A 12,339-nucleotide genomic window follows, 5' to 3' on the forward strand; every position below is an offset into this window, starting at 1 on the left:
ACTTCGATCAGGGTCGAAGGCATCAAGGTTTGGTCGGGGTAATATTGCCGGCGGGCTTTTTCCTCGCTGGCGGAAAGGGCCGCTTGCACCCACTGGTTAAACTTGTCGCCCCCTTCCCGATCGGCCTTGGCCTTCAGGCGCACCACATCCGTGACCGAAAGCCCTTCCAGTTCGTCATCGGACTCCAGACCCAGCAGCTTTTTGGCGCTGTCGTTGGCGGCCAGGATTTTGCCGTTTTTGTCGGTGGAAATCACCCCATCGGAGAGCGATCGCAGAATGTCCTTCTGCATTTGCTCCTGCTGTTTAATTTCCGCAAACAATTTGGCATTTTGCAGCGCCACCCCCGCTTGGATGTTGAAGGCTTCCATGAATTCTTGGTCGCTGCTGTCAAAGCTGGCTTTCCAGCATTCGGGGGCAGCGGGCCAATCGGCGGGATCGTAGGCGGGAAATTCGCCTTGGCGCTTTTTGTTAATGAGCTGGGTCACGCCGATCAAGTGCCGATCGGCATTGAACACCGGCATACACAACATGCTGCAAGTGCGGTAGCCGCTGCGCTGGTCGGTTTGTTTGGAGGTTTCGGAATCGGGGCGATCGTACAGGTCAAAGTCAATCCGCAGGGGCTGACCAGACTGGGCCACTTGGGCGGCGAAGGCCGTGCTGGCCGCATCAATCCGAATTTCCGTAGGCCGACCGTTGATCGGAATTTTGGTCCAGAGCTGATTTTTATTTTCGTCGTAGAGCCAAAGGGTGCTGCGATCGGCCTGCATCAGTTCCTTGGCCTGATCCATCACATTGGCCAGGGTTTCTTCCAAGTCCAAGCTGCTCTTGCTCAGGCCTTCCGTGGCCTTCATCAGCGCATTGGCCGCCCGCTGACGTTTGATGGCCGCGTAGAACGCCCGCGACGACTCCAAAATTAGACGGATGGAGGGAGCAAACTCCCGAAACACCTGCTCATCGTGGCCGGTGAAGCCTTCGAGATCGATTTTGTCCGCCAGTCCCGTGCTCGGATCCACGCCGGGCTTCAGTTTGTTGATCAGTTGCACCACGGCCACGAGTTCTTCAAACTCGTTGAGCAGGGGCATTACCAGCATGGTGTAGGTGCGGTAATGGTTTTGCTGATCAAACTTTTTGGCGGCGGCCGATCGGGGATCGTTGTAGAAGTCGTAGGGAATGTTGATGACTTTGCGGGAGGTGGCCACTTCTCCGGCAATCCCGACGGTGGAAGGAATCCGAATTTCGGGTGCGCCCTTGGCCACCTTCGACCACAGTTCCCCCCGCTCTTCGTCTAACAGGTAGATGGTGGTGCGATCGGCGTTGAGCAGTTCCCCGGTTTTCAGGCTGATCGATTCGAGCATTTCCTCCAGAACCGTTTCAAACCCCCCTTGGTTGTCGTTGAGCACGTCCAACATGGAGAGGGTTTGGTTCACGACCCGGAGCTTGTCCTCCACGTCGGTGACCACCTGTTTAAAGGTGTCGCGCTTCAGGGGTGCGAGGAACGCCTTAAACCCGCCTTGGCGCGAGACCACTAACCCACCGCCGCCGCTGCTGGAGGGGCGCGGATTGGCTGGGGGCCGGCTGGCCTCGTGGGTGGCAGCGGTGTTATCCGTCACAACCTCGGTAGCGCGGGAGTCCGTGGCGACGACATCCACGACGGTGGCTTCGAGAATGGTGGCTTGGGCGATCGGTTGCTTAGGCGACGAGGGGGCCATAGATGCTCGGGAGATTATCGCTGCGGGTCAAGGTGCGATCGAAGCAGAATCAGCAGGGAAGTAACTTGAATGGGGTGCAAATAGGGTGCGCGGGGAAATGGGTCAGCGGTGGGTGGAGATTATGGGTGCGAAGAAACCTCAAACAATCACGGAACTGAAACAACTGTCGGGAGCGGCTGATGATCGATCGCCCTACTGGATGAGTCACCAGTGATTAACCGGTTCGCAATTGGTTTTGAAGACCATTGCCCGAACCTGAGAATTGGCGTGGATCGTGGCGTTTCTGAGTCCACGGATCTAGGGCGATCGCTTCAGGGATGCAATCCGAAGCATTGTTTTTACGCCCTAGTGTAGTCTGTTTATTCTATTTTCCTCAGGGGGCAACTTCGGTGGCTTAGGCCCGGGGCCATGAATGAAGCCGTGGTTGTGGGAGTCCAAGAGGCGATCAAACAAAACGGGCGATCCAGAATGGGCGATCCAGCGTTGAAAAGCCATTTTGGGATGACGGGTTGATCGCTACTCTGACCATAGAGGGATTCAGGAGTCGAGATTGTCGTTGATTTTACGACGTTTTTCGAGGGAGGCGGCGCGGGGCCCGTGGGGGTCGATCGCCCTGGCGCAACCGGGCGGCTCGATCGAGCAGGGAATCGGCAAAGGCATTGGCCGCCGCCAGGGTTTCCGTGGAACCCGCTGGGCCGTCGAGGCCCCCGGCCAGTTGGGCCAGCTCCAACCGGCGATGTTCTGATCCCAAAGCGCTGAGGCGCACCACGGTTCGGATTCCTTCTGCATCATTTTGGTCAGTGATCGATTCGGCCAGGGGGGTGCTGATCGTCACTTTGGCCACGCGGAAGTGGTGATCAGCCATGGCCGCCACAATCGGCTGGTGCGTCACGCACAGAACTTGGTGATCTTGGCTGAGGTGATGGAGCTTTTGGGCGATCGCCTGGGCCACCCGCCCGGAAACCCCCGCATCAATTTCATCAAAAATCGCCGTTTGTACCTGGCTCACCTGGGAAAAACAGGCTTCAAACGCCAGCAAAAAGCGGCTCATTTCCCCACCGGAAGCCGTTTCGCTCAAGGGTTGCAAGGGTTCTCCGGGGTTAGGGCTGAAGGTGTAGGTAATTCGATCGAACCCGGCCGACGAAGGGGGAACCCGCCCAAACTCCACAGCAAACTGCACCCGCTCCATGGCCAGGGGGACTAATTCCGCCACCAGTTGCGTTTCCAAATCCCGCGCGGCCCGGCGACGCAGTTGATGCAGGCGATCGCACTCGGCTTCGAGGGCTTGATAGGCCGCTTGGTATTGGTGCTCCAAGGCCTCCAGGGATTGCCCCCCGTCCGTCAACTCCGCCACCCACTGTTCCAGCTCATCGCGCCGCGCAATCAGCGCACCCAGGTCGAGGTTATATTTCCGGCAAAGGGCCTTGAGTTGCATGATTCGCCCCTCCACCCACTCCAGCCGATCGGGATCGCTTTCCAGGCTGGCTCCGTAGGCGTTGATTTGCAGCCCCGCCTCCGTGACTTGGGTGAGGGCGCTGGTCACCATCTCCAAAATGGCTTCCACCTGTCGATCGAACCGGGCCGATCGCTCCAATAGGGCTTCCGCTTTGCCCAACAGTTCCGCACAGGAAGCCGCATCGTCGGCCCCGGCATAGAGCAACTCATAGGCCTGGTAGCTCTGCTGTTGCAAATCCACCACATGGGTCAGGCGATCGCGCTCCTGCTCCAGGTCAGCCAGTTCCTGCGCTTCCGTGAGGGCCGCCGCCATCAGCTCCTGCAACTGGAATTGATAGAGATCGAGTTGTTGTTGTCGCTGGGCTTCCTGTTGTCGGCGGCTGCTCAGTTGCAACCACAATTCCTGGGCCCGGTCATAGGCCTTGGCCACGGCCGATCGCTGCTTCAAAATCGGTGCGCCGCCAAACTCATCCAGCCAATCCCGCTGGGATTCTGCTTGCAGCAATTGCACCGTTTGTCCTTGGGCGGCAATGGTCACCAGTCGATCACGCAGGATGGCCATGCGGGTTTTTGGGATGGGTTGCCCGTTGCAGCGAAACCGGCTGCGCACCGTGCTGCGGCCGCCTTTGCCCCCGTCGCCATTGCCGGGACTGCTGACAATTTCCACGCTGCAAACCAGCCGATCGCCCGTCATGTCCCATTGCCTCGCTTCCAGCCAGGCCCGCAGCGATCGATCAATGGCAAAGGTCGCCTCAATTTCTGCCCGATCGCAGCCGGTGCGGATCGATCGGGCCGTGATGCGCCCGCCCAACACCGCCTCGATCGCGTCGAGAATAATCGACTTGCCCGCGCCCGTTTCTCCCGTCAGCACATTCAGCCCGGGCCCAAGGGTCACTTCCAGCGCATCCACCAGCGCAAAGTTTTCAATCCGCAATGACAGCAGCATGGACCGTTGATTAACCCCACTCGCCTAGCGCTCTCCTAGCTTAAGGCGTGTCGCCTACCAGGTCGAAAGGCTTGGCAACTGGTCAAGGCTTTCGGCAACCTATGTTGATTCAGCCGGCCCAGGCGATCGCGACTTTTCAGACACCCTTTCAGGTATCGATCAAAATCGATCAAATATCGATCAAGAGCGCCGCTTCAAATAGGTTTCAATGGCTTGCCGAATATCCTGGGAAAACTGCTCCGTTGAAAACAGTTGAGCCTGTTTTTCAAGGGCCGATCGCATTCGATTTTGCAGCTCCGAAGAGGACAGCAGCGCCACAATTCTAGCCACCGCTTCCTCGTCATTGGCGAACATCAATTCCTTGTTCTGTTCTCCAACAATTTCCACCTGACCACCTCCCCGATCGCGCACAAAGGGAATAGTTCCCACCTTCACCATTTCCGCGATCGAGATGCCAAAGGGTTCCTTTTTCCAGTGGAGTCCATAGCGACAACGGGACAGCACATTCACATAATCGGCATAGCTCAAGTTTTCGTAAAGGGTCACCCAATCAGCATTTTCATCAATTTTTTGTTGTAAAAACTGCCGATATTTTTGACCATAAACCCCGCCACCGCCGCCCGTGAAATAGAGCTTGATCGGAAAACCCTGATCGCGCACCCGCTTCAAAATTTCCAGCACCCGATGCGGTTCCTTGGCTTTGGTCAAGCGCCCACTACAGATAAAAGCTTCTTCGCGATCGGGCCAAGCCACCGTCGGCGCATCCACAGCCACGGGCGGATAAACCACCAGCGGTTGGCCACCGTAACGCTCCTGGGTCACCGTAGCCACCATTCGTGAATTGGCGATCGACCAATTGCGCCGCATTCTGGCTTCCGAAAACTGCGAAACCCAATAGAAATTTCGATTTTCTAAGACACCCACCCAATGGACATATTGCACCCCATCACAACCCAAATCAATCGCGTTATAGCCAGAAACTGCCAAGTTATATTGCCGACTAAATTTCTTGAAAAATCGGATGCAAAAGTGGCAAAAAAACTTGCGAAAAAATTGACTATTGGCGATTAGAAATTCCACCAGATTCTTGAAGGGAGCCGGGATGCAATAGCGCACCTTGACCCGATCAGAAAGTTGGGTTCCATAGAGCTGGTTTAACCGATTGAGGTCGATCGGGGTCAGTGTAAATAACGTCAGGTCATAGTCCGCCTGCAACGCATTCAACATCCACAGGGTCACGGCTTCCGCTCCCCCACCCGCAAAAAACGGATAAAAAACCGCGATCGTCGTTGGGGTTTGGGGACGGGGGTGTTGTTCTGAGGTCACGATGAAAAACCAATGAGCGACGAGCGATCGACCTGGCCAGCCATCGGGCCCAGGTCGGGAGCCAATCCACAGGGCGATCGGCTGGGGCCATTATCGCCTAGCCTAACTTTCCCCTCTTTGCCCGCCAAGGATTCAGCCAACCGGACAATTCCCCCCAGGAGCGCTTGCCCCGATCGTTTCTTGATAATCATCGGTAACCCGATCGGGAAAGTGGACTTTTTGGAACAGGAGTGATACCATGCACTGCATTAAACGGTAATCCGATCGGAAAACCGATCTTTATAGATCCAAGCAGTTCAAGGGCAAATGAGGGTTTCGACAAATGGGCAGGATCAATGGCAGCGATCGTTGGACAAAACGAGCGTTCCGGCGTTGGCACTTCACAACCTGGCTGTGGGGCATGTTGGCGATCGCCCTTGTGGTGCTGTTGCCCACTTGGGCCTTACCCGCCGTCGCCAACGCTCCCAAGGCAAAAATTGAATTTGTGTCACCCCAGTGGCTCAGCCAACATTTGAGTGATACCAACTTGCGCGTTTTGGATGTGCGCAACTCGCCCCTGGACTACATCGGGGGCCATGTTCCCGGCGCTGTGCATATTGCAGATTTAGCCTTTCGCGGCCCCGATGGCTTTTTGCCGGTGCAATATTGGGACAACGAAAAAATCGCATCGCTCTTTGGCAAAGCTGGGGTTAACAATCGCCAAAAGGTCGCCGTTTATTCCAACGGCAATGACGTGTTAGGCGCAACCATGGTGGCCTACCTGTTGGAGCGATCGGGAGTCAAAGACATTGCGATCGTGGATGGTGGCTTTGCCGGTTATCAGACCTCGGGCCAAACCGTCACAAAGGAATATCCCCGGTACGATCGGCAAACATTCCAACTCAAAGACGATCCCTCCGTTCGCGTCACCCTGGCCGATGTGCGGAAATTAATTGGCCAGCCCAATGTGGTTTTTATTGACCCTCGCCCTCCGGAATTATTCAGCGGTGAAAAGCCCCTTTGGGTGCGAAACGGTCACATTCCCGGTGCGAGAAATATTCCTTGGCCAACCTTTACCGAAGCCAACAATTCCCAAGAAGCGCTCAAAAATCCCCACAAGCTGAAGTCCTTGGATGAAATTCGGCAGATTCTGGCCAGCCGTAACATCACCCCCGACAAACAAATCATTGTTTCTTGCAGCACTGGACGGGAAGCCACTTTGCAATATGTGGTGCTGAAGCATCTTTTGGGCTATCCCAATGTGCGCATTTATGAAGGGTCTTGGACTGAGTACAGCACCACTGATTTACCGGTGGAAACTGGCCCCGATCGCGCCTAGGCATTGACCCAAAGCTGACTGAAAATTCAGGCCAGGATTTTGATTCTTGGGGTCGGTTGTCAAAATTGGTCAATCTTTAACCCGTTGATCAGCATTGATCTGGTATTGATCCGGTACTGATTGACCAATCCCTTTGATTCAAAATTCACTTGATTCAAAATTACAGCCTGTACCTAGCTCAAACCTGTAGGGTGGGCAATGCCCACCTCCTAACCGCTTCATAGCACCTGCGGTTTGACGCACCAATCGTTCTCGGTAAAGGCTGTATGAATGGACTAGCCTGAATTTTCTGCCAATCATTGCCCAAAACCGAAGAACCAGGAGAGATAAAAATGACACTATTTTTGGTTGAAGCATCCATATTGAACCGGCATGGGGATGAAATTCGTACCGCTTTGGATCAAGTATCAAAAGCGGCCCTCGCAACCGATTCGGAATTGATTGAGGCCCAAATTGGCAAGGATCTTTTTCGGCTTTTTGCCATCCTTGATGCCCAGGATGAAGTATCAGTGCGTGCGGCTTTTTTGAATAGTAGCCTGACGATCGAGCTGGTTAAACCTGTGCGCTTGGTGGGGCAAGACTTAGCTGCCGTTAAAAACCAGAAGGACAAAGCTAATTACCTGGTGGAATGGGATTTGCCAGCGGGGCTAACGATGGAAAAGTATTTGCAACGCAAGGCTGAAAAATCCCCTCTTTATGCTCAAGTACCGGCAGTTTCCTTTGAGCGAACCTATGTTTGCGAAGACTTGAGTAAGTGTCTCTGTTTTTATGACAGTCCCGATGAGGCAACGGTGAAGCAAGCCCGCGAGGTGGTGGGTGCGCCCATCGATCGGCTCACCAGTCTGGAAACGCTGGACTAAGACTCAGGTTTAAGACTCAGGTTAATGCCCAGAAAAATGACCAATTTAGGGTCGATTTAGGTCGGTAATTTTGTAGGCAATCATTCTGTAGGCAATAGATGTGAAAACTGGTGTTGTCGATCCACAGGCGATTCGGGCTTTGCTGGCAGAGCAAGCCCAAGCAGTGAATGATGGCGAGGGTTACCGAGACAGTCGGAACTCGTTGCGGTTGTTGGCATCGGTTGGTTGGCTTGGGCTGGGCATTCCTGAGCGCCAAGGCGGGACGGGGGGCACGCGCTTGGATGCCATCGAGGCGATCGCCCAAACGGCGGAGGACTGCTTAACCAGCGCCTTTGTGTTTTGGTGCCAGCGAGCCTTTGCGGAATATTTGGTGGCCAGTGATAACGACAAGTTGCGCCAAACCCTCCTGCCCCAGGTGGTACGGGCCGATCGCTTCGGCGCGACGGGTTTATCGAACGCCATGAAGCACTTGGCAGGCATTGAGGCCTTGCGGGTACAAGCCCGTTGGCAGGGGCAACGGTTACGCTTGGATGGCCATTTGCCCTGGGCTTCTAATTTAGTGCCGGGTGAGTTTTTGGTGGCGGTGGCGGCGGAAACCCCTGAGGGGGAGGCGATCGTGGCGGTGATTCCGGCGAATACCCCGGGCCTGTCGCGTAGTGCGGATTTGGATTTGTTGGGGCTGCGTGGTTCCAACACGGCGGCCTTAACCCTGGAAGGGGTGGAGGTCGATCGCACTTGGGTTTTGAGCGATCGAGCAAGGCAGTTTCTGCCAACCATTCGGCCGGCATTCTTGCTGTTGCAGTGCGGTTTGAGTTTGGGCAAGGCTCGATCGGCTCGGCGGGCCATTCGCAACACGCTCCAAACCCGATCGCAGGTATTGCGGGGAGCCTTGCAGCAGCTTGATCACCGCTACGACGAGCTGGCCACGCAACTGCGGCAATTGGCGGCGCTCTCCGAGTTTTCCTTTGCTGAAACGCGGCATCTGTTTGAAGTCCGCATTGCCTTAACCCGCCTGGCCGTGGATGCCATCACGCTGGAGTTGGAAGCACAGGGGGGCGGGGCCTATCTCAACGACCATGCAACGGCCCGGCGCTGGCGGGAAGTAGCGTTTTTACCGGTGCTCACCCCCAGCTTGGTGCAACTGGAAACGGAGTTGGCCCGCGTCACGCCCGCCATCGTGAGCGACCCGGAAATCGAGTCAACCATTAGCCCCGCGATCCACAACCCCTCCCGCACAGCCCTGACCACGGCCCCCGGTCTGGCTACGGGGGCCATTCCACCGTCGATCGCCAAAACCGCCGCGAGTCGATCGCCCTCCCGATCGGAGGTCAGGCGATGAGTGAGTTGCTGCCGGTGACCGTGGGCCGATCGCCGGATCTGTGGGAGTCCGGGGAGTTACCCGATCGCTCATCCACGGTCTCAGACATCCCTACCCCAAAGCCGCCCGATCACCTCAAAACCTCAACTCTTCGATCGCCCCCATCAGTCGCCCCTCAACCCGGTGTCGGGAACGCTGCGGCCGATCGGGAAACGGATCAAACAGATCGAACGGATCGCCCATTACTGACCGTGCGGGGGCTAACCCATCACTACTCCGCAGGACGCGATCGGGTCTTGGCCTTCGCGCAAATTAACCTCGACCTTCACCCTCGGGAGTTGGTTTGCCTGCTGGGCCCCAGCGGTTGCGGCAAGTCTTCTTTGCTGTTGGCCATCGCCGGTTTGCAACGGGCCACAGCCGGAGAAGTGCGGCTGAAGGGTCAACCTATCCAAGAGCCACAACCCTCGGTGGGGATGGTGTTTCAGGGGCCGGCCTTGCTGCCCTGGTTAACGGTGACCCAAAACATCACCTGGGGATTGAAGTTGCGGCGAATGCCCACCATTGCCAAAGCAGTTGCCCGATCGCGTGCGGCCGAAGCCTTGGCCAGCGTTGGCTTAGGGGGCGTGGAACGGGCCTATCCTCACCAACTCTCGGGCGGGATGGCGCAGCGGGTGGCCCTGGCACGGGCCCTGGTACGGCAACCGGAACTGCTGCTGTTGGATGAACCGTTCAGTGCCCTGGATGCGATTACGCGCCGATCGATGCAAGCGTTGCTGCTTCAGGCGATCGCCCGCTACCCAGCGGCCGTGCTCATGGTCACCCACGACATTGATGAGGCTTTGGCCCTGGGCGATCGGGTGGTGTTGATGGATCGCAATCCCGGGCGGATTCGTCGCCAGTGGATTTTGCGATCGCCCCCCACAGATCCGAACGATCGCGCCCTGCGAGACCCCGCCGCCCAAGGGGCCCTGCGTCGCGAAATTTTAGAGGAGTTGTTGACCGTGATTGACCCCGTTGTTCTGCCCTCGATCGCGGGAGGTGTCCAACCATGACCAGCGATCGCCAAGCCCGCGCTCGATCGAGCCGTGCCACCCCCCATTGGATTGCGCCCCCCTTTGCCAGCGGCCCCACTGCCGGCCTGGGTTGCGACTGCTGCGGCCTCAGTCGGCGAGATTTCCTGCAACTCACAGGACTATTCTCAGCCTCCCTGGGGGCAACCCTGGCCGTCGGGGGCTGCCAGCCAACCCAAGGCCCCGCTCAATCTAGCCCCGCTGCTTCAGCCCCGGCGACACCCACGGCCCAACCCCCGGTCAAAATTGGCTACCTGCCGATCACCGATGCGGCTCCCCTGTTGGTGGCCCATGCCCGCGAGCTATACCAAGCGGAGGGACTAACGGCCGAAAAACCAACCCTCTTTCGTTCTTGGCCGCAGGTGGTCGAAGCGTTTTTGGCCAGACAGGTGAATGTCATCCATATCCTGATGCCCGCCACCTTGTGGTTGCGCTATGGCCGCAAGTTTCCGGCCAAGATTGTGGCCTGGAATCACACCAATGGTTCAGCCCTGACCGTCTTGCCGGAAATTAATCGCCTGGAAGACCTGGGCGGTCGCAAGGTGGCTGTGCCCTTTTGGTATTCAATCCACAACGTGGTGCTCCAGCAACTGCTGAAGAAAGCAGGATTGAAGGTGGTGCGGCGGCCCAAAGAGGCCAAGGTGGCCGCCAACGAGGTGAATTTAATCGTGCTGCCGCCACCGGATATGGTTTCGGCCCTCGCCAACCAAGCGATCGCGGGCTACATCGTGGCGGAACCTTTCAACGCGGCGGCAGAAAACCTCAAAACAGGAAAAATTCTGCGCTTTACCGGCGATGTGTGGAAGGATCACGCCTGCTGTGTGGTGCTGATGCATGAAGACGACCTCACCCAGCATCCCGATTGGGCGCAGCGGGTGGTGCAGGCGATCGTCAAGGCCCAGCATTGGAGCGGCGAAAACCGCGCAGGTGTGGCTGAAATTTTGTCGAAGGAGGGGGGCAAATATACGCCTCATCCGAAAGCGGCCCTGATTCGGGCCCTAACGGCCTACGACCCAGCCGTTTATCAAGCCCAAGGGGCGATCGCCCATCCCGATTGGCAGATCGATCGAATTGATTTTCAACCCTATCCTTTTCCGTCCTACACCGCTGAGTTGGTGCGCTTGCTCAAGGAAACCCAAGTGGAAGGAGAAACCCAGTTTTTACAGGATCTTGACCCCGAGTGGGTGGCCCAAGACTTGGTGGATGACTCCTTGGTGAAGGCGGCCCTGGCTGCGGTGGGCGGCCCCGCTGCCTTCCGGTTACCCGAAAACCTGACCCGCAAGGAAACGATCGCGCTCTGAAGCCTTGGGCATCACCCGATCCAGCTCGCTTCAGCATCAATTCCACGTCAATTTCACCGGGTCAGTTCCCGATCGACAGATCACAGTCATGCCGAGTCATGCCGATCTAGATTCACGCCGATTTCGGGGAAGGGTGGCCAGCGATTCCACTCATTGGCCCCACTCATTCAGCCAGCATCGTCAAGACAAGCATTAGGCATTGGAGGGATTGGGCAGCCATGGCGGTTGGAATGTGGCAAAAAGCAGGGCGATCGGGCGTTGCTCGACAACTTCGCGGAGTGTTGGGGATCGTGAGTAGCCCCTTGCTTGGCCTGCTGCTGGGGCTGTTGCTGTGGTGGGTGCTCACGTCCCCGCTGTTGCATCCCGGCGCGATCGTGGGGGACTTTTCACCAGAAAAATCGCTCACCACCGTCCTGAAGCTGCTGGGTGACGGCACTTTGGAACCCCACATTGGCGCGAGTTTGCGGCGGGTCGTGGTTGGCTTAGCCGCTGCCGCCCTGATTGGGATTCCCGTTGGCATTGCCCTGGGGCTGTGGCGGCCCCTGGAGCAGGGCACGTCTGTTCTGTTTCAGTTTGTGCGGATGGTGTCGCCCCTGTCTTGGATGCCACTGGCTGTGATGGCCTTTGGGATTGGAGATGCGCCCGTGTACTTTCTGCTCACCGTGGCGGCGGTTTGGCCCGTGTTGCTGAATGCGGCGGCGGGAGTGCATAGCGTCGATCGGCGATGGTTGCTGTTAGCCCGCAGCCTTTGTGCAACCCGTTGGGAGGTGATTGGTCGGGTCATTTTGCCCGCGATCGGGCCGCACCTTTTCGTAGGGCTGCGCCTGGCAGTCGGCGTGATTTGGATCGTGTTAGTGCCCGCCGAAATGTTAGGGGTTAGCTCGGGCTTGGGCTACTTCATTTTGGATACGCGCGATCGCCTGGCCTATAGCGAATTGATGGCTGCGATTTTGACCATCGGCGCGATCGGCTATGGGCTGGATACCGGGTTGCGATCGCTCAATCGCCTCACCCATTATTCCTAGTTTCTGTTGAT

The 12,339-nt window shown here is 57.2% G+C and carries 10 protein-coding genes; 6 read left to right on the forward strand and 4 right to left on the reverse strand.

The window, feature by feature from the left end:
* From AMR42_RS10015 to AMR42_RS10030, 4 genes are all read right to left on the reverse strand, one after another.
* The coding region (locus AMR42_RS10015; RefSeq protein WP_143473017.1) for a GAF domain-containing protein at positions 1-1,709 on the reverse strand (1,709 nt) is incomplete at its 3' end.
* A gap of 562 nt (positions 1,710-2,271) precedes the next feature.
* Positions 2,272-4,110 (reverse strand): DNA repair protein RecN, encoded by a 1,839-nt coding sequence (gene recN / locus AMR42_RS10020; RefSeq protein WP_099533315.1) that lies wholly within the window; start codon positions 4,108-4,110, stop codon positions 2,272-2,274.
* A 180-nt stretch (positions 4,111-4,290) separates the two neighbouring features.
* Complete coding sequence (locus tag AMR42_RS10025) at positions 4,291-5,436, reverse strand: glycosyltransferase (RefSeq protein ID WP_199858144.1); 1,146 nt, start codon at positions 5,434-5,436, stop codon at positions 4,291-4,293.
* Positions 5,433-5,627, reverse strand: a complete 195-nt coding sequence (locus AMR42_RS10030) for a hypothetical protein (protein ID WP_099533316.1) — start codon at positions 5,625-5,627, stop codon at positions 5,433-5,435. Before AMR42_RS10030 ends, AMR42_RS10025 begins: the two co-directional genes overlap by 4 nt.
* A 209-nt stretch (positions 5,628-5,836) precedes the next feature.
* On the opposite strand from AMR42_RS10030, the gene AMR42_RS10035 reads away from it, so the two are divergent.
* The 6 genes from AMR42_RS10035 (at position 5,837) to AMR42_RS10060 (ending at position 12,328) form a co-directional block, all read left to right on the forward strand.
* A complete protein-coding gene (locus AMR42_RS10035) occupies positions 5,837-6,754 on the forward strand; it encodes a sulfurtransferase (RefSeq protein ID WP_190353975.1) in 918 nt (305 codons plus the stop codon).
* 332 nt (positions 6,755-7,086) lie between these two features.
* Positions 7,087-7,614 carry a DUF4242 domain-containing protein gene (locus AMR42_RS10040; protein WP_099533318.1) on the forward strand — a complete coding sequence of 176 codons (528 nt, stop codon included), beginning with the start codon at positions 7,087-7,089 and terminating at the stop codon, positions 7,612-7,614.
* A 100-nt stretch (positions 7,615-7,714) separates the two neighbouring features.
* A complete protein-coding gene (locus AMR42_RS10045; RefSeq protein ID WP_199858145.1) occupies positions 7,715-8,953 on the forward strand; it encodes an acyl-CoA dehydrogenase family protein in 1,239 nt (412 codons plus the stop codon).
* Positions 8,950-9,984: an ABC transporter ATP-binding protein gene (locus AMR42_RS10050; protein WP_099533319.1), complete on the forward strand. Its 1,035-nt coding sequence runs from the start codon at positions 8,950-8,952 to the stop codon at positions 9,982-9,984. Before AMR42_RS10045 ends, AMR42_RS10050 begins: the two co-directional genes overlap by 4 nt.
* Entirely contained in the window at positions 9,981-11,303 is a 1,323-nt protein-coding gene (locus tag AMR42_RS10055; protein ID WP_099533320.1) for an ABC transporter substrate-binding protein, read from the forward strand. Before AMR42_RS10050 ends, AMR42_RS10055 begins: the two co-directional genes overlap by 4 nt.
* A gap of 218 nt (positions 11,304-11,521) precedes the next feature.
* A complete protein-coding gene (locus AMR42_RS10060; RefSeq protein WP_234406938.1) occupies positions 11,522-12,328 on the forward strand; it encodes an ABC transporter permease in 807 nt (268 codons plus the stop codon).
* The last annotated feature ends 11 nt before the right edge of the window (positions 12,329-12,339 follow it).

Origin of the sequence: Limnothrix sp. PR1529, from assembly GCF_002742025.1 — a bacterium.
Lineage (GTDB): Bacteria > Cyanobacteriota > Cyanobacteriia > CACIAM-69d > CACIAM-69d > CACIAM-69d.

Coding starts and splice junctions, on each gene's coding strand:
- AMR42_RS10035 (WP_190353975.1), top strand. CDS start 5,837: ATGTTGGCGATCGCCCTTGTGGTGCTGTTGCCCACTTGGGCCTTACCC.
- AMR42_RS10030 (WP_099533316.1), bottom strand. CDS start 5,627: ATGATTATCAAGAAACGATCGGGGCAAGCGCTCCTGGGGGGAATTGTC.
- AMR42_RS10060 (WP_234406938.1), top strand. CDS start 11,522: ATGGCGGTTGGAATGTGGCAAAAAGCAGGGCGATCGGGCGTTGCTCGA.
- AMR42_RS10050 (WP_099533319.1), top strand. CDS start 8,950: ATGAGTGAGTTGCTGCCGGTGACCGTGGGCCGATCGCCGGATCTGTGG.
- AMR42_RS10040 (WP_099533318.1), top strand. CDS start 7,087: ATGACACTATTTTTGGTTGAAGCATCCATATTGAACCGGCATGGGGAT.
- AMR42_RS10055 (WP_099533320.1), top strand. CDS start 9,981: ATGACCAGCGATCGCCAAGCCCGCGCTCGATCGAGCCGTGCCACCCCC.
- recN (WP_099533315.1), bottom strand. CDS start 4,110: ATGCTGCTGTCATTGCGGATTGAAAACTTTGCGCTGGTGGATGCGCTG.